The sequence below is a fragment of the Streptomyces sp. 150FB genome (assembly GCF_000818195.1).
Classification (GTDB): Bacteria; Actinomycetota; Actinomycetes; order Streptomycetales; family Streptomycetaceae; genus Streptomyces.
Genome location: NZ_JTHL01000001.1, coordinates 8,257,077 through 8,283,413, shown reverse-complemented (window position 1 = coordinate 8,283,413; position 26,337 = coordinate 8,257,077). Strand labels below are relative to the sequence as shown.

The window sequence follows — 26,337 nt, the reverse complement described above, 5'->3', positions numbered from 1 at the left end:
GCACCTACAGCCACCGACTCCGCCCCCTCGTCCCGGAGACACAGTTGCCCTTGCCGCTGTCGCCGCGCAGCCGCCTCGCCCGGCCGGGCCGGCGGCCCGCGCGCTCCCGCTGGGACACCTGGGATCCGCCGAAGGCAGCGGTCATCGGGGTCGCGCGCACCCTGACGTCGGCGACCCGGGTGCTGGACGTCATGCGGCTGCTGCGCGCCGAGGACGGCATCGAGAAGTACTGCACGGTCAACCCGGGATCGGCCTTCGGCGACGGGCTCGACGCCTATCTGGCCGCCTCCGGCGTCCAGTTCCTGAGCTGGCAGGAAGCCACCCGCCGCTCCTTCGACCTCGCCGTGGCGTGCTCCGTACACCCCACCATGCGGCGCCTCGACGCCCCGCTGATGGTCCTGCCGCACGGCGCCGGCTACAACCGGCTGGTCTCGGAGTCCACCGGTGACACCTCCTCGCCGGCCGGGCTCTCCCGCAAGGAGCTGATGCGGCGGGGGAAGGTCGTGCCGGCCACCATCGGTGTGTCGCACGAGGAGCAGCTCACCCGGCTCGCCGAGACCTGCCCCGAGGCGCTGCCGCACGCGCGGGTGGTCGGCGACTGGTGCTTCCAGCGGATTCTGGCGAGTGCTCCGCAGCGTGACCGCTACCGCGCACGGCTCGGGGCGGTGCACGGGCGGCGGCTGGTCGTCGTCCACTCGACGTGGAGCGAGCACTCGCTGCTGGGCCGGTGGCCCGGTCTCCCCCTCGACCTCGTCACCTCGCTGCCGGCCGACGAGTTCGCCGTGGCCGCCGTGTTCCACCCCAACGTGTGGGCGCGGCACAGCCGGGGCGGCGTGCTGGAGCGGCTGGGTCCCGCCATGGACGCCGGGCTGATGCTGATCCCGCCGCAGGAAGGCTGGCGCGCCGCCGTCATCGCCAGTGACTGGGTGGTGGGCGACCACGGGAGCACCACCTTCTACTCGGCCGCGGCCGAACGCGTCACCTTGCTGGCCGCCACCGGGCTGGACGAGCTTCATCCGCTGTCCCCCGCCGCCGAGTTCGGCCACAAGGCACCACGGCTCGATCCGCGCGGCGATCTGTACGCGCAGCTCCTCGCCGTCGCCGACGCCTACGACCCCGACACGCTCAGGCCGGTCGTCGACCGGCAGCTCGGCTCGGTCGACAAGTCGGGCGAGATCACCCGGCAGGAGATGTACGCGCCGCTCGCCAAGCACGGTGTACGCCTCCCTCACAGCGCCCCGGAGCCGGACCCCGTACCGCCGCCCGAGCCGGTCCCCGCGTCCCCGCCCACCACGTACGACGTCACCGGCGCCGTCGGCGAGGACGGTGCCGTCGAGGTGCGGCGGTGGCCCGTGGTCGCCGGCCATCACACGGAGGCCCGTGGTTTCTACGCGGTGGCCGCCGAGGGCGGTCCGCACCGCTGGGCGCAGAGCGCTGAGGTTGTCGCCCGTACGACCGCCGACGCCGAAGTGCCCGCCGTCGACTGGGTCCGGGACACCGCCAGGCAGTACGGCGGCCACAACGTCCTGGTGGCCGCGCTCGACGAGTACCGCGCGCTCGTACGGCTGCGCGGCGGCCTGCTCGTGGAGGCCCGCACCGAACATGTCTGGGGCGCCCCGCGCCCCTCCCTCGATCCGCTGCTGCTCGGCTCGGCCGTCAATGTGTGGCTGGTGAACGGCGGCGCCGCCGGGGATCTGACGCGCGGGCTGCTCGTACGGACGGGCGCGCGCGGTGTCGGGATCGGCTTCTCGCGGCAGCCCGGAGAGTTCCCGTCGGAGTCCCCGACAGCGGCGCCTCGCACACATCGACCGCCAGCACCTCGGACTTCGCCCGGCTGCGGCACAGGGTGATGTCGCTGTTCATCCGCTGTCCGGCCGGGGACTGGAAGACGTCGCGGCGGTCGGGGATCCCCTCGACCACCCGGGTCAGGCACGTACACCACCGTGACGCCGGTCTCCCGCCTCGGCGCCCGTTCCCGGGCCCATGGCCGACGTTGTGTCAGGTCTGCGCCGGGGAACCGATGTTGACCGGCAGTCATCTCACATAACCGTGTTCTCGCCGCGCCCGCTGTGGCAGACTGCCCGGCATGTCACCGGTGCTGGGGGACGCGGTGTGAGCGAGCCACGATCCGCCCCGACGATCGGCCAGCTCGTCCTCAGCAGGCAGCTCCAGGCCCGCCGCACCAAGGCGGGGCTGAGCAGGGACGAGGCCGGCAAGCTGCTGCGGGTGACCGCGGCGACCATCCGCAGGATGGAGATGGCCGAGGTCACGCTCAAGATCCCGTATCTCCAGATCCTGCTGCCCGCGTACGGAGTCCCCGACGACGAGGCCGCCGTCTTCCTCCGGCTGACGGACGAGGCCAACAGGCCCGGCTGGTGGCAGCGTTTCCACGACGTGCTGCCCGACTGGTTCAGCGGCTACGTCAGCCTCGAAGAGGCCGCCAGGACCATCCGTACCTACGAGCCGCACTTCGTGCCCGGCCTCATCCAGACCGAGGACTACGCCCGCGAGATCCTCACCACCGGGGCCGTGGGCCGGATGACCGACCCGCACCGGATCGAGCGCCATGTCGCGCTGCGGATGGAGCGCCAGGATCTGCTCACCCGCCCCGACGCGCCCGCCTACTGGGCCGTGCTGGACGAGACGGTGCTGCGCCGCCCCGTCAACTCGGCGGCCGTGATGCGGGCCCAGATCGACCGGCTGATGGAGGTGGCCGAGCTGCCGAACGTCACGATCCAGATCGCCGAGTTCTCCTCCGGCCACCACCCCGGCACGTACAGCCCGTTCGTCCTGTTCCGCTTCGGTGTGCCCGAAGTGCCCGACATGGTCTACATCGAATACCTCACCGGCGCGCTCTACCTGGACGAGGACAGCGAGGTCTCCCAGCACATGGAGGCGATGGACCGGGTCGTGGCACACGCGGAGTCGACGAGCCGTACGAAGGAGCTCCTGGAGAAGTTCCGCCGGGAGCTGTGACCGGCGCCCACGCGCCACGCCCCGCCGCGGTGGCCCGGCGGGGCGGAGCGGTCCGCGCTCAGACCACCTCGTTGAGCAGCCCGGTGGCCACGTCGAAGACGAATCCGCGTACGGAGTCGGTGTGCGGGACGAACGGGCTCGTCCGCACGCGCCGCAGCGACTGCCGTACGTCCTCCTCCACGTCGGGGAACGCCTCCGCGGACCACGGCGGGCGCAGGCCGGTCTCCTTCTCGATGCCCTGCTTGAACGCGTCGTCGGTGAAGGTGAGCATTCCGCAGTCGGTGTGGTGGATCAGCACGATCTCGCGGGTGCCGAGCAGCCGCTGGCTGATGGCGAGAGAGCGGATCTCGTCGTCGGTGACGGCGCCCCCCGCGTTGCGGATGACGTGCGCCTCCCCGTCCTTGATCCCGAGGATGCGATAGACGTCGAGGCGCGCGTCCATGCAGGCCAGGACCGCGATGTGGCGCGAGGGGGGCAACGGCAGCGGCCCCTCGAACGAGGCGGCGTAGGACGCGTTGTTGGCCAGGTATTCGTCGGTGACTGACATGTCGGCCCCACATTCTGTTGTCGGCCCGGACAATGTAGGCGGCACTGTCCGGAACGCAGAAGGCCTCCGGCCACCTGGCCACGCACCTGAAACACTCGGCCCGCGCGACCCCCCGCGTCAGGCGGCGGTTCTGGCCAGGGCGACCTTGAGTACGGTCAGCAGCGCGTCCCGTACGGATCCGCGGTCGCGGGCGTCGAAGGTGAACAGCGGTACGCGCTCCTCGACGTCCAGCGCCCAGCGCACCTCGTCGATGGTGTGCCTGACCTCGCCCTCGAAGTGGTTGACCCCGACGGCGAAGGGGATCCCCTTGTCCTCGAAGTAGTCGACGGCCACGTAGCAGTCGTCCATCCGGCGGGTGTCGACGATCACCAGCGCGCCGAGGGCGCCCTGGACGAGGTCGTCCCACATGAACTTGAAGCGCTCCTGGCCCGGCGTCCCGAACAGGTACAGCTTGAGCGTCGGGTCGATGGTGATGCAGCCGAAGTCCATGGCGACCGTGGTCGTCGCCTTGTACGGCGTGTGGGCGAGGTCGTCGACATCGGCGGAGACCGAGGTGATCGACGCCTCGGTGGTGAGCGGTGTGATCTCGGAGATCGAGGCCACGGAGGTGGTCTTGCCCACGCCGAAGCCGCCCGCGATCACCATCTTCACCGGCAGCGGCGGCTGAACGGTTCCCTGGACGGCCGGGCCGGCGTCGGTCTCGGCACCGGTCGGGCTATACGTCCGGGGAGTCGGGGATGGCGAGTAGCCCATCGATAACCCTTTGCAGAATCGAGGAGTCCTGAGCGGTCCTGGTATCCGGCTCGTACACAGCCAGATGTCCTTTGACCCGGAGGTCTTCGGCCAGCACCCGGACCACGTTGAGGTGCAGATGGAGGTGAGCGGCGATCTCCGCGAGCGACTGTGGTTGCCGGCAGACGGAGACGATGGCCAACGGTTCGAAGGAGAAGGTGTCGAGGATCGCGAGTGCCGCCGCGGTCGCCACGACCTGGGTCTCGATGGGGAGCGCGTTGCTCGCGTCCGCCACCCTTCCCGAGGTCAGCAGGAAGGGCCGGATCGCGGGAGCGCGACTGACCGGGTCCTGACCGGTTTCGTGGCTTACGTCGGCTGCTGGGTCACCGGCCGCCATGACGGTTCTTCCTCCCCGTTTCTTCCACGGCTCAGCCGGCCGGCGCCGAAGTGACCTGCTTCTGGAGCTCGACTATCAGCTCCGGGCTGATCACCGCGCCGGCCCGCTCGACGAAGAGTGTCATCTCGTAGGCGACGTCGGCCAGTTTGGCCTCCTTCGCCGCCACCACGCCGAGCACGGCGCCGCTGCCGAGCGCGGACACGAGCAGCCGCCCGCCGAGGTAGTCCATGATGACGCGGCTGAGGTCGCCGAGGCCGTAGTTGGCGGAGGCACCGGCTGCCAGGCTCAGCATGCCGGAGATCACCGCCCCGAGGCGCTCGGAGTCCGCGTGGCCGTCGCGCCGGGAGACAGCGATGAGCATGCCGTCGGAGGAGACGGCGATGGCATCGAGTACGCCTGCGGATTCCGACGCGAAGCGCTCCAGGAGCCAGGTGAATTTCGCTGCGGATTCACCGAGCCCCTCGGCTGTCGCCGGGTTGGTGGTGAAGTCATCCGTCATTGCCGGGTCCTTCCGGGGTGAGTGATGGCCGCGGCACCGATGGTGTCCTGCCACGGGCGGAGTCTTCTCGTGCCCGCCGGGTGGCGGCCTCGAAATCCTCCAGCTCGCTGCGGACACCGGCCGCGTCCACGGGATGCCGCTGCGGAGCGGGAGCGGCGGTCGGGCGACGGGACGCCGCCCGGTCCAGGGTCGCGCCGCGCACACGGCGGCGCAGAGGGCGGGAAATGGTTTCCAGGTAGTCGTCGTCCTGCGCGCGGTCGCGCACATGCTGGTCCCGAGCGGGGTCCTGGCGGGGCTGGTCACTGCCCGCCTGATCGTGCCGCGGCTGGTCGTCGAGCCCGCCGCGCTGTGCGGCGGCGATCGGCCCGCCGGGGGACTCGTCCCCGTCCCGGCGCGAGACGCGCCTCGGCAGACCGCTCTCGTGCGGCGCCGCCGCCACCAGGGCCGGCCGGGGCTGCCGTCCTGAGGTCGAGGACGGGATCGCGCGGTACGGGTCGGCCGGCGCCGTCCGGGAGGGGATGGCGCTGGCGGGCAGGAGCAGGTCGCCCGGGATCGAGACGGTGCTCGTCACACCGCCGCCCGAGGTGCGTCCGAGGCCCACGCCGATGCCGAAGCGCCGGGAGATGCGTCCCACCACAAACAGGCCGAGCACGTTGGTCGGCGCGAGGTCGAGGCGTTCGCGGCTCAGCAGCCGGGCGTTCTCCTCGACGAGTTGTTCGGCGGGGATCCCGATGCCGTGGTCGATGATCTCGATCACGACGCCCTCTGCCGGGGAGTCCACCGTGACGGCCACATCGACCAGGGTGTGCGCGGGCGAGAAGAACACACCGTTCTGGAGCAGTTCGGCCAGCATCAGTGTCAAGTCGCTGACGACGGCGGGGACCACGGCCACCTCGGGTGCCGGGCGCAGGGAGACCCGCTCGTAGCCGCCGATGGTGCTCAGCGCGGCGCGCAGGACGTCGGCGAGGCCGGTGGGCCCCTGCGCGTCGATGTCCTCGGCGGCCTCCCGCTTGCCCGCGATCACCTGGAGGCTCTCGGCGTTGCGGCGCAGCCGGGTGGCGATGTTGTCGATCTGGTAGAGCGGGCGGAGCAGTTCGGGGTCGGTCTGCGACTGTTCGAGGCCCTCGATGAGGTCGAGCTGACGGGACGCCAGGTTGCTGACGCGGTGGCCGATGTTCCCGAACATCTTCTCGACGTTACCGCGCACGGTGACCTGACGCTCCAACAGCGCCGACGCACTCGCCTGCACATGGTTGAACGCCTCGGCCAGCGCGCCGATTTCGTCGCGTACGGGGACGGGCACCTCACGCAGCCGTGGCGGTCCGGTCTCGGCGGACTCGTCGTCGGCGACCCGGGCGAGTTCGCGCCCCGTCGCGTCGGCGACCTCCTGGGCCGCGACGGTCAGCACCCGCACCGGGCGGGCCACCGAGCGGCGTACCAGGAAGGAGAAGAGCAGCCAGGCGGCGAGCGCGAGCACCGCGCCGACCAGCAGGGTGATGGTGTGCCGCCAGGCCTGACTTGACGCGTCTTCGGCGTCGGCCGCGATCTTGTTGATCAGGGAGTGGGTGACGGCCAGCCGCTCCTTGGCCTGTGCGGCGTAGGCCGGCTCGTTCCCCAGTGCGTCGTTGATCGCGACCCGCAGCTTGTCCGGCGTCTGCGCCTGGAGCGAAGTGGGGTCGACGAGTTGGGCGTTGTACTGGTCCTCGATGATGCTCTGCTGGGAGCCGCGCTCCATGCCGTCCAGTTCGTGCCCCTGCGCCTGCGGGGACAGCGACTTGAAGAGGTCGGCGGCGTTGTCGTACTGGCGGCGGTCGCCGACCCCGCGAGCGAACTCGTTGATCGCGTTGGCACCGCCGGTCTGCGCGCCGAACACACTGATCTCGAAGGCCGCGTGGGCGGCGTCGGCGCCGAGCAGCGCGTCGAGCCTGCTCTCGGCCGAGCCGGGCGAGCTGATGGCCGAGGTGCCGAGCCCGAGGCCGCTGATCAGCTTCTCGACCAGACTCGTGTACGTGGGGTCGATGTTGTCGGCGGGTATGTACGTCCGGCCGATCATCTGCCGCAGGCCGCTGAGCTTGCCGATGGAGTCCATGGCGGCGGACTCCGCGGCCGGCAGCCGGGGACCGAACCCGTCCCTGACCTGCTCGACCTGGGCGTCGACCGCGTGCTGGGCCTGTATGTAGGTGGCGTTCGACGGGGTCTCGACGCCGGTCTGCGAGGCCTGCTGGCGCACGGAGAGCAGCAGTGCCTGCCGGTGCTCGGTCTGGAGGTTGTCGATGAGCGTCGCGACTCTCTCGCTGTCACGTACGAGGGAGGCGGCGTCGGCGGCGTGCCGGGCCTCCACGACCTGGTTGGTCACCACGTAGGCCAGCATCGCGGCGACGACGATGACGGGCACCATCACCAGGAGGTAGAGCTTTCTGCCGAACGACCAGCGCTCCATGAACGCGACGATCGTACGGCCACGGCTGCGCCGTCGGGCAGGCGGCCGCCCGGAAGCGGCCCCTTCGTGCGAGGACACCGAGCCTCCTCAGACTGAAATCATCCCGACAGACGCCAAGCCATATGAGCCCGCCGACCGTCAGGTTGGGTGAGTTGTACCGCGAACGGCGCAAATCTGGACGGATGTTGGGCCCCGAAGAACGGGGCGTCAACGCTGCGGACCCTATCGTGACCATGGGATCGCGCCATGGGCCCCTCGTGAATGAAAAATCTGAAGCAAACGGCAGATTGTGATGTGTTCCACTGGACATTCGGCACAACCGGTCGCGATTCGATGCCAAGCAGTGATCAAGCGGCACTTGACGCCATGTGAGGCAAATCGGTTGGATCACTGCGTACGCCACTCCGTGTCCCGGCGAACGGCCTCCCCCGGCTGTACGGGCAGACCGAGGCGGCATCACTCGTCCGAGCGAACACGATCCGACGTCCCCCGAGGTCAGCACCATGTCCGGGTGCCGTCACCCGCGAGGCGGGGAGGCGTTTTGACCATACTGGGCCGCAACGACCCATGTCGGTCGAAGAGTTGGTAAGTCGGTGAAGGGGGAACAATGTCCGAGGCGGAACTGGCGACCCAGGCCCTGGTCGCGGGAGTGACGGCCGGGGTGACGGAGACGGTCCGGCGTGTCGGGCGGAACGTCTGGGACGGACTGATCTCCCTGACGCGCCGCGGCCGAAGTACCGCGGTCGGCGAGGAGCGGTCCGCCGGCGACCCTGGTGAGGGCATCGGGCAGGCGGACAAACCTGATCGCGACGTTCCGAAGTACACCGTTTCCGTGTACGACGGCAAAGGTGTTCTGGTCGGGGACAAGAGCCGCCAGACCAACCACTTTCACTGACCGGTGACAAAGTGTCCCGGCGGCTGCGAGGACAAACCGCGCAGCATTGTCGTGAGCGGGCCCGAGTCCGTTGTGGTCGGGGACAACGCCGTCCAACGCAACGGACCCTCGCTGAAAGCCCTGAGCGCCGTTCTGGTGGTGGTGTGCGCGGCTGTTCTCATCATCGGCTACGCCCTCATGGAGTCCGCTCGGTCCACTCCGCCCGCCCAGTCCGCGCCAAGTGCTGCCCCGGGGCGATTGCCGGCCCCACCGACGACAACAGCACCCACGCCGAGCACCTCGTCGACACCACCGGCTCTCCCGCCGCCCCTCCCCCCGACCCTCCGACCGACGCCCGCGCCACCACTACGAGCCCCGAATCCGCCCCTCTTGTCCGCCCCGTCGAGACGTCCCACGCCCAAACCGTCACCGACACGGGTCTGTCAGCAGCGGCAGGAGTACCGGGTGAACAACAAGGCTCAGATCTGGGATGCGCGGGGAGAGCCCATCGGCGACGTGGCCTCAGGGACCCTGTTCTTCCGACAGGAGCCCGCCGGCTACCCCGCGCCCGTCGATGACCGCTACTACGGCACGGTCGACGAGGCTCTCGCCGGGAGCGCGACCGGCTATGTCCTGAGAAAGAAACTCGACTACGTCAGCAGCGTCAAGATCTGCGAGTAGGGCTCGCCCCCGCCGATCAAGATCCCGAACGCGAAAAGAACTCCCGGCACGGACGAATCCGTGCCGGGAGTTCTGTGAAGCCGAGCCGGGTATTCGTGTGGATTACCCGTCGTGTCCGAGGGGGGACTTGAACCCCCACGCCCGATAAAGGGCACTAGCACCTCAAGCTAGCGCGTCTGCCATTCCGCCACCCGGACGAGTGGTCGAACCGCGGTTGTTCCCCGTGGCGACAGGTCAACAATACCAGGGGATCGGGGTGCGGCTCACCCGTATATCCGGTGGTCAGCGAATGATCGCGGGAGTGGAACCCGCCGGCCGGGCGTTCGTACTCCAGCCCGGCCGGCGGGGATCGGGACCGATGCTCAGGGCATCAGGTGGTAGTCGGGGAAGTTGCCCGGAGGCCGCTCTCCCGCCGGGCCTTCGGTGACGGCCTTGACGAGCAGCTCGCCGCCCACGAAGGCGCCGCGCCAGGAGTGGCCGAAGCCGCCGAACAGCTCGTCGCGGTCGCCGCGCGAGCGGGGCCTGCCGTGGCCGACCTTGAACGCGCGGATCTGCGGTGACAGCCGCGCGTACGTGTCGGGGTCGTCGGTGGACAGGGTCGCCACCAGCGCGCCGTTCGAGGCGTTCATCGCCGCCAGCAGCTCCGCCTCGGTGTCGACCAGGACGATGGTGTCGACCGGGCCGAAGGGCTCCGCGTGGTGCAGCGGGGACGACGGCGGCGGGCCGAGCAGGGTGACGGGCGGCACGTACGCGCTCGTGTCCTGGCCCGGCAGGAAGCGGCCCTCTGCCAGGTCTCCCTGGTGCAGGGGGACGGCGCCCCGGTTGATGGCGTCCGCCACCTGGTCCGCCAGCTCCTTGGCCTTGGCCGCGTTGATGAGCGGGCCGAAGTCGAGCTGCGGCAGCGGGTCGTCGGCGTGCTCGACCGCCAGGGGGTGGCCCAGGCGGACGGAGCGTACGGCCGGCAGGTACGCCTCCAGGAAGTCGGCGAACAGCGAGCGCTGGACCACGAACCGCGGGTAGGCCGTGCAGCGCTGCTTCCCGTAGTCGAAGAGCTTCGGGATGACGGCGGTCAGCGCGTCCCAGTCGCTGAAGTTCCAGACGCCCCAGGTGTTGAGGCCCTCCTGTTCGAGGACATGGCGCTTGCCCAGGTCGGCGACGGCGCTGGCGATGCCGGCGCCGGTGTCCCGGCCGCCGACGAAGGAGACACAGCCGATCTCCGGCGAGTTGATGAGCGACTCGGACAGCTCCCGGCCGCTGCCGCTGACCAGGGTGACCGGCAGTCCCTCACGTACGGCGAGCGCACTGGCCAGCGTCAGACAGGCCACCCCGCCGTCGGTCGGGGCCTTGGCGATCACGGCGTTGCCCGCCAGCGCCTGCACGAGCATGGCGTGGACGAGGACGGACATCGGGTAGTTCCAACTGGCGACGTTGGACACGGGACCGGGCAGCGGGGTCCTGCCGTCCAGCATCCGGTCCACACCGTCCACGTACCAGCGCACACCGTCGATCGCACGGTCGACGTCCGCCTGCGCCAGCTTCCACGGCTTGCCGATCTCCCAGACGAGGAGCAGGGCGAGCAGCTCACGGTGTTCGGTCAGCGCGTCGAGTGTGGCCGTGACGCGGGCCTTGCGCTCGGACAGCGGAGTGTGCCGCCAGGCGCGGTGTTCGTCGAGACTGCCGCGCACGGCCTGCTGGGCCGTCGCGGCGTCGAGTCGCGGGGGCCCGGCGATGGGGCTCCCGTCGACCGGGCTGGTGGCGGCCAGCGCACGGCCGTCGGACTGCCAGGACGACCCCCAGAGGTTGAGGACACGATCGTCCTGGAAGGCCTCGGGGGCCACGGCGAGGCAGCGCTGCCACGCGTCGGACCAGGACGTGCCGGGCTTGAGTATGAGTGAAGGTGCCATCGGGATTCTCCGCTCGAGGGAGGGCGGGATTTGCATGGCTCGGCACGAGTGCCGTTGTTGAATCCTGCGGTTGCTGAGTCCTGCGGTTGGCGAATCCTGCGGTTGCTGAGTTCTGCGGTTGCTGAGTCCTGCGGTTGTGGAGCGGGAACGGCCCGCGCGGCTGACGGCTTGCACGTACCGTCAGCCGCGCGCCTCCCGTACCGGTCAGTCGCGACCGGACGTTCGGACGGCCGTCAGACGAGGGACGCCAGCCGGTCGAGGACGAGCCGCGCCGTCTCCGAAGGTGTGGAGCCGACCCGTACGCCCACCGCTTCCAGCGCCGTCTTCTTGGCCTCCGCCGTACCCGAGGAGCCGGAGACGATGGCGCCGGCGTGCCCCATCGTCTTGCCCTCGGGTGCGGTGAAGCCGGCGATGTAGCCGATGACCGGCTTGGTCACGTGATCGGCGATGTACGCGGCGGCGCGCTCCTCGGCGTCGCCCCCGATCTCACCGATGAGCACGATGAGTTCGGTGTCGGGGTCGGCCTCGAACGCCGCGAGGCAGTCGATGTGTGTGGTGCCGACGACGGGGTCGCCGCCGATGCCGACCGCCGAGGAGAAACCGATCTCCCGCAGTTCGTACATGAGCTGGTAGGTCAGGGTGCCCGACTTGGACACCAGACCGATCCGGCCGGGTTTGGCCGCGATGTCGGCAGGGATGATGCCGGCGTTGGACTGCCCGGGGCTGATCAGGCCCGGGCAGTTGGGCCCGACGATCCGGGTGCCGCGCTCCTTGGCGTACGCCTGGAACGCGACGGCGTCGTGGACCGGGATGCCCTCGGTGATGACGACGGCCAGCGCGATGCCCGCGTCGGCCGCCTCGATGACGGCGGCCTTGGCGAACGGCGGCGGGACGAAGACGACGGTGACGTCGGCCCCTGTCGCCTCCATGCCCTCGGCGACGGATCCGAAAACAGGAACGGTGCGCTCGTCGAACTCGACGCTGCGGCCGGCCTTGCGCGGGTTGACGCCACCGACGATGTCGGTGCCGGCGGCGAGCATGCGGCGCGTGTGCTTCATGCCCTCGCCGCCCGTCATGCCCTGGACGAGGACCTTGCTCTCTTTGGTCAGGAAGATGGCCATGGTGTCCTTCTCCTTATTCCGCGTTCGCCAGTACGGCCGCCTGGCGGGCGGCGCCGTCCATGGTCGTGGCCTGCTGTACGAGAGGGTGGGCGCGGTCCTCGAGGATCGCGCGCCCCCGGGCCGCGCTGTTGCCGTCGAGACGCACGACGAGCGGCTTGGTGAGCTGGACGGACTCCAGAGCCTGGACGATGCCGTCGGCCACCGCGTCGCACGCCGTGATCCCGCCGAAGACATTGACGAAGACGGACTTGACCGCCGGGTCCGAGAGGATGACGGACAGACCGTCGGCCATGACCTGGGCCGAGGCCCCTCCCCCGATGTCGAGGAAGTTGGCGGGGCGGGCGCCGCAGCCGGCGACCACGTCGAGGGTCGACATCACGAGACCCGCGCCGTTGCCGATGATGCCGACCTCGCCGTCGAGCTTGACGTAGTTCAGCCCCTTGGCCGCCGCCGCTGCCTCCAGCGGGTCGGCGCCGGGGTCGCTCTCGTCGCCGCCCCAGCGCTCTTGCCGGAAACGTGCGTTGTCGTCAAGCGTTATTTTACCGTCGAGGGCGAGAATGCGCCGATCTTTGGTGCGGACCAATGGGTTCACTTCGACCAGCAGAGCGTCCTCGCGGATCAGCACCTGCCAGAGCTGAGCGATGACGGACGCCGTCTCCGGCGGCAGTTTCGCCGCCGCTGCGATCTCGGCGGCCTTGGCCTCGGTGACCCCTTCCGCGGGGTCGATGTGGATCCTGGCGACCGCCTCGGGGCGGGTCGCCGCGACCTCTTCGATCTCCATGCCGCCCTCGACGGAAGCGATCGCGAGGAAGGTTCCCGCGGCCCTGTCGAGCACGAACGAGACGTAGAACTCCGCCTCTATGTCCACTGGTTGAGCCAGCATCACCTTCCTTACGGTGTGGCCCTTGATGTCCATGCCGAGTATCTGGCGGGCCGTCAGTTCGGCCGCTGCCGGGTCGGCTGCGAGCTTGACCCCACCTGCCTTGCCCCGGCCTCCGGTCTTCACCTGGGCCTTGACCACGACCCGGCCGCCGAGGCGTTCGGCGGCGGCCTTGGCGTCCTTGGCCACCTCCACCACTTCGGCCTCCGGAACCGGGATTCCGTGGTCCGCGAACAGTTCCCTTGCTTGGTGCTCGTACAGATCCATGCCACTCCCTTTTGACGAAAGTGCCGCTTGCCCCCTGGACACCGTCCACCAGATGCGAGATAACAAGGTTCATACAGTATTCGTAGACTGTATGCAATGTACCGAGCGAACCCCGCTCACCCCTACGGAGAGACAGGACTTTTCATGCCCGACGACAGCCAGGCAAGCATTTCCGGTGGTCACCTGGTCGCCAAGGCCCTCAAAGCAGAGGGCGTAGAGGTCATCTACACACTCTGCGGCGGCCACATCATCGACATCTACGACGGCTGCGTCGACGAAGGCATCGAGGTCGTCGACGTACGCCACGAGCAGGTAGCCGCGCACGCCGCTGACGGCTACGCACGTATTACGGGCAAGCCGGGCTGCGCGGTCGTCACCGCCGGCCCGGGCACCACCGACGCCATAACCGGTGTCGCGAACGCCTTCCGCGCCGAGTCCCCGATGCTGCTCATCGGCGGTCAGGGCTCGCTCACGCAGCACAAGATGGGTTCGCTCCAGGACCTCCCCCACGTCGACATGATGACGCCGATCACCAAGTTCGCCGCGAGCGTGCCGGACACGGCCCGCGTGGCGGACATGGTGTCGATGGCGTTCCGGGAGTGCTTCAACGGCTCGCAGGGGCCGTCGTTCCTGGAGATCCCGCGCGACGTCCTCGACGCCAGCGTGCCCGCGGAGAAGGCCCGGATCCCCTCGGCCGGCCAGTACCGCGCCTCCACCCGTTCGATCGGTGACCCCGAGGCCATCGAGAAGCTCGCCGACCTCATCGCCCAGGCCGAGAAGCCGGCGATCCTGCTCGGCAGCCAGGTCTGGACGGCACGGGCCACGGACGACGCCATCGAGTTCGTACGGACGCTCAACGTCCCGGCCTACATGAACGGCGCGGGCCGCGGCACGCTGCCCCCCGGCGACCAGCACCACTTCCAGCTCTCCCGGCGTTACGCGTTCTCCAACGCCGACCTCATCATCATCGTCGGCACGCCGTTCGACTTCCGGATGGGTTACGGCAAGCGCCTCTCCCCCGAAGCGACCGTCGTACAGATCGACATGGACTACCGCACCGTCGGTAAGAACCGCGACATCGACCTCGGCCTCGTCGGCGACCCCGGTGTCATCCTCAAGTCCGTCACCCAGGCCGCCAGCGGCCGGATCAACGGGGGCGGCGTCAAGCGCAAGGCGTGGCTCGACGAGCTGCGCGCCGCCGAGCAGGCCGCGATCGAGAAGCGGCTGCCGAGCCTGAAGTCGGACGCCTCGCCGATCCACCCCTACCGGCTGGTCAGCGAGATCAACGACTTCCTGACCGAGGACTCGATCTACATCGGCGACGGCGGCGACATCGTCACCTTCTCCGGTCAGGTCGTCCAGCCGAAGTCGCCGGGCCACTGGATGGACCCGGGCCCGCTCGGCACGCTCGGTGTCGGCATCCCGTTCGTCCTCGCCGCGAAGAAGGCACGCCCCGACAAGGAGGTCGTCGCGCTGTTCGGTGACGGCGCCTTCTCCCTGACGGGCTGGGACTTCGAGACGCTGGTCCGCTACAACCTGCCGTTCGTCGGCATCGTCGGCAACAACTCGTCGATGAATCAGATCCGTTACGGCCAGAAGGCCAAGTACGGCGACGAGCGCGAGCGCGTCGGCAACACCCTGGGCGACGTGCACTACGACAAGTTCGCCCAGATGCTCGGAGGTTACGGAGAAGAGGTGCGCGACCCGTCCGAGATCGCGCCGGCGCTCCAGCGTGCACGTGAGTCCGGACTGCCGTCGCTGATCAACGTCTGGGTCGACCCCGACGCGTACGCCCCGGGAACCATGAATCAGACGATGTACAAGTAGAGGAGCCCTCCGATGACCCAGGCTCTAGAGGCCTCGCAAGGCACGAAAGCACTGGCGGGTGTCCGCGTCCTCGACATGACGCACGTACAGTCCGGCCCTTCGGCAACTCAGTTGCTGGCGTGGCTCGGTGCGGACGTGGTCAAGGTCGAGGCACCCACGGGCGACATCACCCGCAAGCAGCTCCGCGACATCCCCGATGTCGACTCGCTCTACTTCACGATGCTCAACTGCAACAAGCGCAGCGTCACCCTCAACACCAAGACGGAGCGCGGCAAGGAGATCCTCACGGAGCTCATCCGCCGCTCCGACGTGATGGTGGAGAACTTCGGGCCCGGGGCCGTCGACCGGATGGGTTTCACCTGGGAGAAGATCCAGGAGATCAACCCGAAGATCATCTACGCCTCCATCAAGGGCTTCGGCGAAGGCCCGTACACCAACTACAAGGCGTACGAGGTCGTCGCCCAGGCCATGGGCGGCTCGATGTCCACGACCGGCTTCGAGGACGGGCCCCCGCTCGCCACCGGAGCGCAGATCGGTGACTCGGGCACCGGCATCCACGCCGTCGCCGCGATCCTCGCCGCGCTGTACCAGCGTGAGAGCACGGGGCGTGGCCAGCGGGTCAACGTCGCGATGCAGCACGCCGTGCTGAACCTGGTGCGCGTGAAGCTGCGCGACCAGCAGCGCCTCTCGAACGGTCCGCTCCCGGAGTACCCCAACGAGGACTTCGGCGAGGACGTACCGCGCAGCGGCAACGCGAGCGGCGGCGGCCAGCCCGGCTGGGCCGTCAAGTGCGCGCCGGGCGGCCCGAACGACTATGTGTACGTGATCGTCCAGCCGGTGGGCTGGAAGCCGATCACGAACCTGATAGGGCGGCCCGAGCTGACGGACGACCCCGACTGGGCGACTCCCGAAGTCAGGCTCTCGAAGCTGGACAAGATGTTCCAGCTCATCGAGGAGTGGACGATCACCCTCTCCAAGTGGGAAGTACTGGAGAAGCTGAACGCCCACAACATTCCGTGCGGCCCGATCCTCTCCACCAAGGAGATCATCGAGGACGAGTCACTGGCCGCGAATGACATGGTCGTCGAGGTCCGGCATCCCGAGCGGGGCACCTTCACCACCGTCGGCAGCCCTCTGAAACTCTCCGACTCACCGGTGGACATCGTCAGTTCACCGCTGCTCGGCGAGCACAACGAAGAGGTCTACGCCGGTGAGCTGGGTCTCGACGTCGAGGAACTGCGCTTGCTCAAGACGAATGGAGTCATCTAGTGCCTGGCACGTTTGAACCCGATCAGGAGGCTGTACGCGCCCTCCTGACGGCCGCGATCGCCGAGGGCCGTACGGCCCTGACCGCGCCCGAGGGCAAGGCTCTCACCGACGCGTACGGCATCCCCACCCCGGGCGAGGGCCTCGCGGAGTCCGCGGACGACGCCGTACAGCTCGCCGACCGGATCGGCTTCCCGGTCGCGATGAAGATCGTGTCCCCGGAGATCCTGCACAAGACGGACGCCGGCGGCGTCAGGATCGGTGTGAACTCCGTCGCCGAGGTGCGGGAGGCGTTCACGTCGATCGTCGCCAACGCCAAGGCGTACAACGCCGACGCGCAGATCCTCGGTGTGCAGATCCAGCAGATGGTTCCGCCGGGCGGCACCGAGGTGCTGATCGGTACGGTCACCGACCCGACGTTCGGCAAGATCGTGGCGTTCGGTCTCGGCGGTGTGCTGGTGGAGGTCCTCAAGGACGTCACCTTCCGCCTGGCGCCGGCCTCCAAGGACGACGCGCTGTCGATGCTCGACGGCATCCGTGCCGCCGAGATCCTGCGCGGCGTGCGCGGCGCCCCGGCCGTCGACCGTGAGGCGCTCGCCGACCTCGTGGTCAAGGTCTCCCGGCTCGCCTCCGACTTCCCGGAGATAGCCGAGGTCGACCTCAACCCGGTGTTCGCCTCGGAGAACGGGGTGATCGCGGCCGACGTACGCATCATCCTGACCACCGAAGCCCCGGTGCGGCGGCCGACGTTCACGCGCGAGGCGATCCTCACCTCGATGCGCCGGATGATGAAGCCCAAGTCGGTCGCGGTGATCGGCGCCTCCAACGAGGCGGGCAAGCTCGGCAATTCGGTCATGCGGAACCTGGTCGACGGCGGATTCCCGGGCGAGATCCACCCGGTGAACCCCAAGTCGGACGAGATCCTCGGGCTGAAGGCGTACAAGAGCATCCTGGACGTCCCCGGTGAGCCGGATGTGGCGATCTTCGTGATCCCCGCGAAGTTCGTCGCAGCCGCGCTCAAGGAGTGTGGCCAGAAGGGCATTCCGAACGCCGTCCTCATCCCGTCCGGCTTCGCCGAGACCGGTGAGCACGAGCTCCAGGCGGAGATCGTCGCGATCTCCCAGGAGTACGGCATCCGGCTGCTCGGGCCGAACATCTACGGCTACTACTCGACGTGGCAGGACCTCTGTGCCACGTTCTGCACCCCGTACGACGTCAGGGGCGGCGTGGCACTGACCTCGCAGTCCGGTGGCATCGGCATGGCGATCCTTGGCTTCGCCAGGACCACCAAGACGGGTGTCTCGGCGATCGTCGGTCTCGGCAACAAGTCGGACATCGACGAGGACGACCTGCTGACCTGGTTCGGTGAGGACCCCAACACCCAGTGCATCGCGATGCACCTGGAGGACCTCAAGGACGGGCGCGCCTTCGTGGAGGCGGCGCGCGCGACCGTACCGAAGAAGCCGGTCATCGTCCTGAAGGCGGGGCGTACGGCGGCGGGCGCCGCGGCGGCCGGCTCGCACACCGGCGCGCTCGCCGGTGACGACGCGGTCTACGAGGACGTGCTCAAGCAGGCCGGTGTCATCCGGGCACGCGGTCTGAACGAGATGCTGGAGTTCGCGCGGTCCCTGCCCGTGCTCCCCACCCCCAAGGGCGACAACGTCGTCATCATCACGGGCGCCGGCGGCTCCGGTGTGCTCCTCTCGGACGCCATCGTGGACAACGGCCTCTCCTTGATGACGATTCCGGAGGATCTCGACGCGGCCTTCCGGAAGTTCATCCCCCCGTTCGGCGCGGCCGGGAACCCGGTGGACATCACCGGTGGCGAGCCGCCGTCGACGTACGAGAACACGATCCGGCTGGGAATGGAGGACCCGCGCATCCACGCGCTGGTGCTCGGTTACTGGCACACGATCGTCACACCGCCGATGGTCTTCGCCGAACTGACGGCGAAGGTCGTGGCTGAGTACAAGGCAAAGGGCATCGAAAAGCCCGTCGTCGCATCTCTCGCCGGCGATGTCGAGGTCGAAGAGGCGTGCCAGTACCTCTTCGAGCACGGTGTCGTCGCCTACCCCTACACCACGGAGAAGCCTGTGGAAGCACTAGGAGCGAAATACCGCTGGGCTCGGGCAGCGGGGCTGCTCACGTAAGGACTCTCCTGAAGCGAGAAGAGTCCGGACAGGGGGCGCTGGCCAGGTTCTTTCACAGCCCAAGGAGATTCGATGAGTTCAGAGGAAGAGCGGGAAGCGCCAACGGATGTCGCTTACCGCGAGATCACGGACAGCAGGGGTCGGCTCTATCGCGTAGGGGAGACCGACCGGGACATTCTCGGTCACTCCCGCAAGCTCATGGTGTGGCTGCCATGGCTCGCGATGTTCGGCATCAGCGTGTTCGAGTACGCGTACGGCTCGGCCGAGGACGTTCTGTCCGACGCCCACGGCTGGTCGCAGACCAACACATTCTGGATTCTCAGTGTGTGGACCTTCTTCCAGGCGGGGGTCTCGTTCCCCACCGGCTGGATGCGGGAAAAGGGAATTCTGAAGGCGCGCAGCGCCATGATGATCGGCTCCGTGCTCGCACTGCTCGGGTTCCTTTCCATATCCCACTTCCACAGCGTGTTCCTCGCCATTCTGGGGTTCGGCGTACTGGGAGGTGTGGGATCGGGTCTCGTGTACTCCACCTGCATCAACATGGTGGGCAAGTGGTTCCCGGAGAAGCGCGGCGGTAAGACCGGATTCGTCAACGGCGGATTCGCCTACGGCGCCGTGCCGTTCATCTTCATCTTCAACTTCCTGTTCGACACCGGTAACTACCAGACAGTGCTCGACCTGATCGGTGTCTGGGTCCTGCTCGCCGTCGCCGTCTCCGGGTGGTTCTTCAAGGACCCGCCGAAGAACTGGTGGCCGCACGACGTCGATCCGCTGAAGGCGGTCGGCAAGTCGGCACGGAGTCTGCTCAAGAACCCGCCGGCGACCAAGCAGTACCGGCCGATGGAGGCCCTCAAGACCGGTCAGCTCCCGCTCATCTGGCTGCTGCTGGTGCTCACCGCGGGTGTCTCCATCTTCGGCATCTCCTTCCAGGTGCCGTTCGCCAAGGAAGTCGGTTTCGGTCCGCTCGTCGCCGCCAACTCGGCGGGCATCCTGTCGATCGTCAACGGCGTCGGCCGGGGAGTCGTCGGCTGGCTCTCGGACATCTGGGGCCGCAAGCTGGCTCTGATCTTCGTGATCCTGGTGCTGGGTCTCTCGCAGTTCGGTGTGCTGTGGGCCGGCAACATCCACAGTGAGTGGCTGTTCCTGGTGTTCGCCTTCTTCTCCGGATTCGGTGGAGGTGCGTTCTATCCCATGTTCGCGTCTCTCACACCGGACTACTTCGGTGAGAACTACAACGCCACGAACTACGGGATCGCCTACAGCGGCAAGGTCATCAGCGGGTTGTTCGGTGGCGGTCTGGGCGCCGAGGCGGTGGACGCCTGGGGCTACAACGGTGCCTATGTCATTGCCGGTGTCATCTCACTGGTGGCAGCCGGGCTGGCGCTGTTCCTACGCCATCCTGGCAGGCCACGGGGCGAGAAGGGCATCTCACCCAATCCGCAGCCGGTCAGCCGGGAAGCGGTCTGATCCGGTAGCACACGCATAACGCACACGCACCACGCGCGACAAGGCGGCCCTCCGCACGGTTCCCTGGGGAACCGGGCGGAGGGCCGCCGCTTCATGTTCCTGCTTCGCGCTTACTTGCCGCGCAGTGCGTGCAGGTGGTCCGCCGACTTGTGGGCGAACTCGATGGAGTCCACCGGCTGGTCGTGCTCCACCTGCCAGTGGTGGGTGGTGCGGCCCTTGTTGGTCTTGTTCACCTTCTGGATGAAGGTCTTGTAGTCGATCTCCCCGTCGCCGACGTCCACCATGTCGTAGCCGTCACGCGCCGCCGGGTCGTGCACGCCGTCCTTGACGTGGAAGAGCGGGTAGCGGTGCGGGTTCTGTATGACGTAGTCCAGCGGGTCGAAGGGGCGGGGCTTGCCCTCCGCGGTCTTGCTGAAGCGGAACTGGCCGGTGTACGCCCAGTAGATGTCCATCTCCAGGAAGACCAGCGCCGGGTCGGTCTCGTTCAGCAGCACGTCGTAGAGGCGCACGTTGGGCTGGTCGGTGGCGAAGCCGAACTCGTCGCCGTGGTTGTGCTGGTAGAACTTCATGCCGCGCGCCTTCGCCGCCGCACCGTACGTGTTGAACTCCGCGGCGGCCCGCTTCCAGGCGTCGACGGTGTTCCCGTAGCGGTTGGGGCTGGAGGCGGTCCCGACGTGTTCGAGGCCCAGCACCTGGGCGTCGTCGAGCACCGCTTCGAGCTTCGTCGCGAAGCTGTAGCCGTCCGGGTTGTTGTCGAAGTAGTTGACGTGGGTGCCGATGCCGTTGAGGCCGTGTCCCTTGGCCAGGTTGGCGAGTTGGCGCACCGTTATCTGCCCGATGCCCTGGGTGTAGCCGGCGTACTCGACCTCGTCGTACCCGAACCTCTCCAGCTCGGCGAAGACAGCGGCGAAGCCGATCTCGGCGACCTTGTCCCGCAGGGAGTAGAGCTGGATGCCGAGGCGGCCCGGCGGGAGCACCGGCTGGTTCGCCCCGCCCTTGCCGGCTGCCAGGTCCTGCGCGGCGGCCGGTACGGCGCCCAGGCCCAGCAGGGCGGCGGCGCCCGCTCCGGCTGTGACACCGAGCATGTTGCGTCTGCTGAGCTTGGCGGAGAGTTCGGGGTCGGTGGACTTCTTGCGGCTCATGTACGGAACTCCTAATCCTGTGTGAAGGCGGTTCAGTGCAGGCCTGCGAGCTGGAGCAGCAGGGATTTCACATCGGTGGCCGCGACGCGGCCCCCGACAGCACGGGGGGTGGAGCACAGGATGAGCGGGCCCTCCTCGTCGCTCGCCGGGAGGCGGCCGTGGCTGCCCCGGATGGGCGAGGGGTCGAGGGGGACGACTGCGAGCCGGTAGCGCATCCCGATCTTCTTGCGGGCGATGGCCTTGGCCGCCTTGAGCCGTACGTACGGATCCAGGGGGTCCATGAACAGCTCGACGGGGTCGTAGCCGGGCTTGCGGTGGATCTCGACGAGCTGCGCGAAGTCGGGGGCGCGGGCGTCGTCGAGCCAGTAGTAGTACGTGAACCAGGCGTCGGGTTCGGCGACGGCCACCAGCTCGCCCGCGCGCGGGTGGTCGATGCCCTGGCTCTTCTTTCCCTCGTCGTCGAGGATCACGTCGATGCCTGCCAGGTCCGCCAGGGCGGCGCGGGTGGCGTCGAGGTCCTCGGGGCGCCGCACGTAGATGTGTGCGATCTGGTGGTCGGAGACGGCGAAGGCGCGGGAGGCCATCGGGTCGAGGTACTCCATGCCGTCCTGGGTGTGGACCTCCAGCAGCCCGGCCCTGCGCAGCGCGCGGTTGATGTCGACGGGCCGTGAGACGGGGGTGATGCCGTACTCGGACAGCGCGACGACCGTACGGCCCTCGGCCCGCGCGTCGTCGAGCAGCGGCTCCATGGCCGCGTCGAGGTCGGCGGCCGCCTGGTGGGAGCGCGGGTCGTCGGGTCCGTAGCGCTGGAGGTCGTAGTCGAGGTGCGGGAGGTAGCACAGCGCGAGGTCGGGCGTACGGGTGCGGATGATGTGCCGGGTGGCGTCGATGATCCACTGCGAGGAGACGAGGTCGGCGCCGGGTCCCCAGAAGTGGAAGAGCGGGAACGTGCCGAACTTTTCGTGGAGTTCGTCGTGCAGCGCGGGCGGCCTGGTGTAGCAGTCGGGTTCCTTGCGGCCGTCGGCGTAGTAGACGGGGCGCGGGGTGACGGTGTAGTCGGTGTCGGCGCCCATCGCGTACCACCAGCAGATGTTGGCGACGGTGTAGCCGGGGTGCGAGCGGCGGGCCGCGTCCCACAGTTTGTCGCCGGCGACCAGGCCGTTGTTCTGCCGCCAGAGCAGGACGTCGCCCAGTTCGCGGAAGTACCAGCCGTTGCCGACGATGCCGTGTTCGGCGGGGAGTGTGCCGGTGAGGAAGGTGGACTGGGCGCTGCACGTGACGGCGGGCAGCACGGTGGTCAGCGGGGCCTGGGAGCCTGCGGTGGCGAGGCGTTTGAGGCGCGGCATGTGGTGGAGGAGCTGGGGGGTGAGACCGACGACGTCGATCACCAGGAGCGGTGTGGGGTCCGTGCTCCCGCTGACCCCCGCGCTTCCGGCGTTCTCCGTACGTGTCGTGCTTCCGGTCATGGCAGCTCCTTCAATCCGAGGTCGACGAGGAGGTCGCGGGCCAGGGTGAGTTCGGCGGCGATCCCCTCGGCGAGCTGTCCGCGCGAGCGCGGCCGCAACTGGGCCGGCAGCGCCTGCCAGGTGTAGGTCTCGACCTCCAGGTGGCGGGTGCGCGGCTCGGCGCGGCCCACCAGCCGGGTGAGGGCGTCACGCAGGACGGGCAGCGTGGAGGTCAGCGGCGGCGCGGGCGGCGCGTGCAGCGGTACGTGGAAGTGGGAGCGCCACGGGGCGCCGTACGGCAGTGCCCCTCCCGTGAGCGCTTCGTCCAGGTCGTCGGTGCCGATGAGTCCGGCGGCGGTGCGGGTGCGGGTCTGGTGCAGGAAGCGGGGCTCGGCGAAGGCGCCGAGTGCTTCGCGTACCTCGGGCAGATGGGGCTCCTCGGCGTGCAGCGCCGCGGAGAGCTGGGCCTTCGGGATGGGGATACGGGCCGCTTCCAGCGCGTCCAGGGCGGTGGCCGGGTCCTCGAAGGAGGTGGCGAGGTGGCAGGTGTCGACGCAGATGCCGATCCGGCCGCCGGCTTCGGCGGCGATGTCGGTGAGCGGGCCGATCGCGTCGGCCGTGGTCTCGACGGTGCAGCCGGGTTCCGGTTCCAGCGCGATCCTGATGGATTTGCCGGTCAGCTCCTCCAGGGCGTCGAGCCGTCCGGCGAGGGTGATCAGTGCTTCCCTGGCCGTACGGGCCGCTTCCGCGTCGAAGGCGGTGCGCCAGGCGAGCGGCAGGGTGGAGACGGAGCCCTCGATGACATCGTCGGGCAGCAGCGCGGCGAGCAGCCTGGCGAGGTCGGTGGTGTGGGTGAGGCGCTCGGGGTCGGCCCAGTCCGGCTTGTACACGCGGTACTTGACCTCTTCGGCGCCGAATCCGTCGTACGGGAAGCCGTTGAGTGTGACGACCTCGAGGCCGCGCCGGTCCAGTTCGGCGCGCAGGCCGCGCAGTTGGGCCGGGTCGTTGATCAGAGCTCCGGCGGCGCCCTTGGCGAGCCAGAGTCCGATGCCGAGCCGGTCGCGGCCGAGCCTGCGGCGGACCGGCTCGCAGTGGTCGCGGAGTTGCGCGAGCACGCCGTCGAGGGTCTCGGCCGGGTGCACATTGGTGCAGTACGAGAGGTGGACGGTGGAGCCGTCGAGATGGCGGAAGCGCATCGCTCACTCCCCGCCGCGGAGAATGGAGTTGCCCTCGTGGAGGGCCCCGGGCGCGGGTACGTCGAGCTGGAGTCTGCCACTGATCCCGTAGAACGCCACGGGGTTGCGCCAGAGGACCTTGTCGACGTCGTCCTCGGTGAAGCCGCCGGCGAGCATCGCGTCGGCGACCTTGCGGGTCTTCAGCGGGTCGCTCCTGCCCCAGTCGGCCGCCGAGTTGACCAGCACCTTGTCCGTGCCGTGCGCGTTGAGGACGGCGATCATGCGGTCCTCGTCCATCTTGGTGTCGGGGTAGATGGAGAAGCCGAGCCAACAGCCGCTCTCCGCCGCGTCCTTGACGGTTGTCTCGTTGAGGTGGTCGAGCAGGACGTGCTCGGGCGGCAGCGCCGATTCGCGTACGACGTCGATGGTGCGGCGCAGTCCGGACAGCTTGTCGCGGTGCGGGGTGTGGACCAGCGCGGGCAGGCCGTGGTCGGCGGCGAGTTGGAGCTGCGCGGCGAGCGCCTTGTCCTCGGCGGGTGTCATCGAGTCGTAGCCGATCTCACCGACGGCGACCACACCGTCCTTGACGAGATAGCGGGGCAGTTCGTCGAGTACGGGCGCGCAGCGCGGGTCGTTCGCCTCTTTGGGATTGAGGGCGAGCGTGCAGTGGTGGGCGATGCCGTACTGCGCGGCCCTGAAGGGCTCCCAGCCGAGGAGCGCGTCGAAGTAGTCGAAGAAGCTCACCGGCGAGGTGCGCGGCTGGCCGAGCCAGAAGGACGGTTCGACCAGGGCCCGGACGCCGGAGGCGTACATCGCCTGGTAGTCGTCCGTGGTGCGGGAGGTCATATGGATGTGGGGGTCGAAGATGCGCATTCAGGACTCCTCGCCGGTCAGATTCAGCGCGCGGTACAGGTCGGCGGGCACGGGACGGCCGGCGGCGGTCCGCTCGGCGGCGAAGTCGCCCAGCATCCTGGCCAGTTCACCGTCACCGGCGGCGCGTGCGGCGAGGCCGTCGACGGCGTCGAGCGACACTTCGGTGAAGAGGCATTTGAGGATGGCGTGCCGCCAGGCGTGGGGGTCGAGGTGGGCGGCGGCGTAGGGGCCGACGGCCGCGGCGACGAGCCGGGTGTCGTTGGTCCGCAGGGCGTCCTCGGTCAGCGGCAGCGCTTCGGGCCCGGGCACGAGGTCCGGCAGGGCGAGCAGTACGGCGCGGCGCTCGGCCGCGGTGCCGCCCTGGTAGATCCGGGTGAGGGTGCCGGAACCCGCACCGGCCCGCCGCAGCAGCAAGGTCCTTACGGCGTCGGCGTGTTCACTGCCGCACTGCCGGCCGGCCGCAGCGAACCGCAGCTCCCAGGCCGGGACGGCAACGTTGTCCTCGGCTGCCGACCCCGCCTCGGCCAGGGCTTTGTCCAGCCAGGTTCTGGCGGGTGGTTCGAGCCGGGAGGCGATCTCCTCGCTGGTCGGGGTCATGCGGATGCTCCCTTCGGCCGGAGGAACTCCATGGAGGCGCGGGCGAGTTCGGGTCCGGCATGCGAGTGCCTGGGCAGTTCGACCACGGTCAGGCCCTGGTAGCCGGTCTCCTCCAGCGCCCTGAGCACCGGCGGGAAGTCGATCTCGCCGTCCCCGAAGGGGAGATGCTCGTGGACACCGCGCCGCATGTCCTCGATCTGGACGTGCCTGAGCCAGGGCCCGGCGTCCCGGACGCAGTCGGCCGGCGGTGCGGGTTCCAGGCACTGACAGTGGCCGATGTCGAGGGTGAGCCCGAGCAGGGCGGGGTCGCCGAGGCGCTCTCTGAGCTGGTGGAAGCCGGCGAGGTCGGAGACCAGGTGGCCCGGTTCCGGTTCCACGGCGAGCGGCATGCCGGCTGCCTGGGCGGCGGCGAGGACCGGGGTCATCGCCTCTTCGAGGCGTTTCCACGCGGTGTCCGGGTCCGTCCCCTCCGGTGTGACGCCGCTGAAGCAGTGGACGGCGTGCGCGCCCAGTTCGGCGGCGACCCGTACGGCGGTGACCAGCAGCCGCACCCGGGCGGCGCGGTCGTCGGGGTCCGGGTCGAGGAGGGTGGGGCCGTGTTTGCGGCGCGGGTCGAGGACGTACCGTGCGCCGGTCTCGACGGTGACCCCGAGCCCCAGCTCGGTGAGGAGCCGGCGGACGTGCCGGGTACGGGCCGTCAGGTCGGGGGCCATGGGGTCGAGATGCATGTGGTCGAGGGTCAGTCCGACCCCGTCGTAGCCGAGGTCGGCGAGGAGCCGGAGGGCGTCGTCGAGTCTGAGGTCGGTGAGCCCGTTGGTGCCGTACCCGAGGCGCAGGCTCATGTGACGCTCACTTTCCGTGCGAGGGCGCGGGCGGCGGGGACGAGCCCCATGACGGCGAGGGCGGTCCCGAGGGCGCCGCCGCGCGCTGCGAGGGCGGCCTGAAGCGGGATCATGGCGCGGATTCCGCCGCCGACGGCGCGCTGGGTGAGCGCCGGGGACGGGTTGAGCGCGGCGTGCAGCAGTGGCCGGGCGGCGGTGCCGACATAGACGGCGGCGAGCGCGGGGCCCGCCGCCT

The 26,337-nt window shown here is 69.2% G+C and carries 22 protein-coding genes, 1 tRNA gene and 1 pseudogene; 8 read left to right on the top strand and 16 right to left on the bottom strand.

Annotated features, from left to right (window positions below; genetic code table 11):
- Positions 1–191: 191 nt before the first annotated feature.
- Together QR77_RS35520 and QR77_RS35515 are read left to right on the top strand one after the other, a co-directional pair.
- On the top strand, positions 192–1,850 hold the full coding sequence (locus QR77_RS35520) for a hypothetical protein (RefSeq protein WP_236711203.1): 1,659 nt from the start codon (positions 192–194) through the stop codon (positions 1,848–1,850).
- Between the two features lie 262 nt (positions 1,851–2,112).
- Positions 2,113–2,976 (top strand): helix-turn-helix transcriptional regulator, encoded by an 864-nt coding sequence (locus tag QR77_RS35515; RefSeq protein WP_040026114.1) that lies wholly within the window; start codon positions 2,113–2,115, stop codon positions 2,974–2,976.
- A 58-nt stretch (positions 2,977–3,034) separates the two neighbouring features.
- Here QR77_RS35515 and QR77_RS35510 read toward each other — a convergent pair whose 3' ends face one another.
- From QR77_RS35510 to QR77_RS35490, 5 genes are all read right to left on the bottom strand, one after another.
- Positions 3,035–3,523 (bottom strand): carbonic anhydrase, encoded by a 489-nt coding sequence (locus tag QR77_RS35510; protein WP_040026113.1) that lies wholly within the window; start codon positions 3,521–3,523, stop codon positions 3,035–3,037.
- Positions 3,524–3,640: 117 nt separating this feature from the next.
- Complete coding sequence (locus tag QR77_RS35505; RefSeq protein ID WP_040029222.1) at positions 3,641–4,168, bottom strand: ATP/GTP-binding protein; 528 nt, start codon at positions 4,166–4,168, stop codon at positions 3,641–3,643.
- A 70-nt stretch (positions 4,169–4,238) separates the two neighbouring features.
- Positions 4,239–4,652 carry a DUF742 domain-containing protein gene (locus tag QR77_RS35500; RefSeq protein ID WP_040026112.1) on the bottom strand — a complete coding sequence of 138 codons (414 nt, stop codon included), beginning with the start codon at positions 4,650–4,652 and terminating at the stop codon, positions 4,239–4,241.
- A gap of 31 nt (positions 4,653–4,683) precedes the next feature.
- Positions 4,684–5,151: a roadblock/LC7 domain-containing protein gene (locus QR77_RS35495; protein WP_052489301.1), complete on the bottom strand. Its 468-nt coding sequence runs from the start codon at positions 5,149–5,151 to the stop codon at positions 4,684–4,686.
- Positions 5,141–7,669 carry an ATP-binding protein gene (locus QR77_RS35490; protein ID WP_150130484.1) on the bottom strand — a complete coding sequence of 843 codons (2,529 nt, stop codon included), beginning with the start codon at positions 7,667–7,669 and terminating at the stop codon, positions 5,141–5,143. Before QR77_RS35490 ends, QR77_RS35495 begins: the two co-directional genes overlap by 11 nt.
- Positions 7,670–8,198: 529 nt before the next feature.
- Here QR77_RS35490 and QR77_RS35485 point away from each other — a divergent pair.
- Positions 8,199–8,486, top strand: a complete 288-nt coding sequence (locus QR77_RS35485; protein WP_040026111.1) for a hypothetical protein — start codon at positions 8,199–8,201, stop codon at positions 8,484–8,486.
- A 444-nt stretch (positions 8,487–8,930) separates the two neighbouring features.
- On the top strand, positions 8,931–9,146 hold the full coding sequence (locus QR77_RS35480) for a hypothetical protein (protein WP_040026109.1): 216 nt from the start codon (positions 8,931–8,933) through the stop codon (positions 9,144–9,146).
- 112 nt (positions 9,147–9,258) lie between these two features.
- Here the strand turns inward: QR77_RS35480 and QR77_RS35475 are convergent.
- The 4 genes from QR77_RS35475 to sucC all read right to left on the bottom strand — a co-directional run bounded on the left by QR77_RS35475 (position 9,259) and on the right by sucC (position 13,318).
- A tRNA-Leu gene (locus tag QR77_RS35475) sits at positions 9,259–9,343 on the bottom strand.
- A gap of 165 nt (positions 9,344–9,508) precedes the next feature.
- Positions 9,509–11,050, bottom strand: a complete 1,542-nt coding sequence (locus QR77_RS35470; protein ID WP_040026108.1) for an aldehyde dehydrogenase family protein — start codon at positions 11,048–11,050, stop codon at positions 9,509–9,511.
- A 233-nt stretch (positions 11,051–11,283) separates the two neighbouring features.
- Positions 11,284–12,171, bottom strand: a complete 888-nt coding sequence (sucD, locus tag QR77_RS35465) for a succinate--CoA ligase subunit alpha (RefSeq protein WP_040026106.1) — start codon at positions 12,169–12,171, stop codon at positions 11,284–11,286.
- Positions 12,172–12,184: 13 nt separating this feature from the next.
- A complete protein-coding gene (sucC, locus tag QR77_RS35460) occupies positions 12,185–13,318 on the bottom strand; it encodes an ADP-forming succinate--CoA ligase subunit beta (protein WP_040026104.1) in 1,134 nt (377 codons plus the stop codon).
- 144 nt (positions 13,319–13,462) lie between these two features.
- On the opposite strand from sucC, the gene QR77_RS35455 reads away from it, so the two are divergent.
- The 4 genes from QR77_RS35455 (at position 13,463) to QR77_RS35440 (ending at position 20,028) form a co-directional block, all read left to right on the top strand.
- Positions 13,463–15,145: a thiamine pyrophosphate-binding protein gene (locus QR77_RS35455; RefSeq protein WP_040026103.1), complete on the top strand. Its 1,683-nt coding sequence runs from the start codon at positions 13,463–13,465 to the stop codon at positions 15,143–15,145.
- A gap of 12 nt (positions 15,146–15,157) precedes the next feature.
- Positions 15,158–16,414 carry a formyl-CoA transferase gene (gene frc, locus QR77_RS35450; RefSeq protein WP_040026102.1) on the top strand — a complete coding sequence of 419 codons (1,257 nt, stop codon included), beginning with the start codon at positions 15,158–15,160 and terminating at the stop codon, positions 16,412–16,414.
- Complete coding sequence (locus QR77_RS35445; protein WP_040026101.1) at positions 16,414–18,561, top strand: acetate--CoA ligase family protein; 2,148 nt, start codon at positions 16,414–16,416, stop codon at positions 18,559–18,561. Before frc ends, QR77_RS35445 begins: the two co-directional genes overlap by 1 nt.
- A 72-nt stretch (positions 18,562–18,633) precedes the next feature.
- On the top strand, positions 18,634–20,028 hold the full coding sequence (locus QR77_RS35440; RefSeq protein WP_040026100.1) for an OFA family MFS transporter: 1,395 nt from the start codon (positions 18,634–18,636) through the stop codon (positions 20,026–20,028).
- Positions 20,029–20,138: 110 nt separating this feature from the next.
- Here QR77_RS35440 and QR77_RS35435 read toward each other — a convergent pair whose 3' ends face one another.
- The 7 genes and pseudogenes from QR77_RS35435 to QR77_RS35405 form a co-directional block, all read right to left on the bottom strand.
- A complete protein-coding gene (locus QR77_RS35435; RefSeq protein WP_040026098.1) occupies positions 20,139–21,170 on the bottom strand; it encodes a sugar phosphate isomerase/epimerase in 1,032 nt (343 codons plus the stop codon).
- Positions 21,171–21,202: 32 nt separating this feature from the next.
- A complete protein-coding gene (locus QR77_RS35430) occupies positions 21,203–22,636 on the bottom strand; it encodes a nucleotide pyrophosphatase/phosphodiesterase family protein (RefSeq protein WP_052489299.1) in 1,434 nt (477 codons plus the stop codon).
- Positions 22,633–23,811 (bottom strand): metabolite traffic protein EboE, encoded by a 1,179-nt coding sequence (gene eboE, locus QR77_RS35425; protein WP_040026097.1) that lies wholly within the window; start codon positions 23,809–23,811, stop codon positions 22,633–22,635. Before eboE ends, QR77_RS35430 begins: the two co-directional genes overlap by 4 nt.
- A gap of 3 nt (positions 23,812–23,814) precedes the next feature.
- Positions 23,815–24,663: a TatD family hydrolase gene (locus QR77_RS35420; protein ID WP_040026095.1), complete on the bottom strand. Its 849-nt coding sequence runs from the start codon at positions 24,661–24,663 to the stop codon at positions 23,815–23,817.
- Positions 24,664–25,260 (bottom strand): EboA domain-containing protein, encoded by a 597-nt coding sequence (locus tag QR77_RS35415; RefSeq protein ID WP_040026094.1) that lies wholly within the window; start codon positions 25,258–25,260, stop codon positions 24,664–24,666.
- Positions 25,257–26,102, bottom strand: coding sequence for a sugar phosphate isomerase/epimerase family protein (locus QR77_RS35410; RefSeq protein WP_040026093.1), 846 nt, complete (start codon positions 26,100–26,102; stop codon positions 25,257–25,259). Before QR77_RS35410 ends, QR77_RS35415 begins: the two co-directional genes overlap by 4 nt.
- Positions 26,099–26,337, bottom strand: a pseudogene (locus QR77_RS35405) (prenyltransferase); the annotation flags it as partial. The gene QR77_RS35410 and the pseudogene QR77_RS35405, both read right to left, overlap by 4 nt.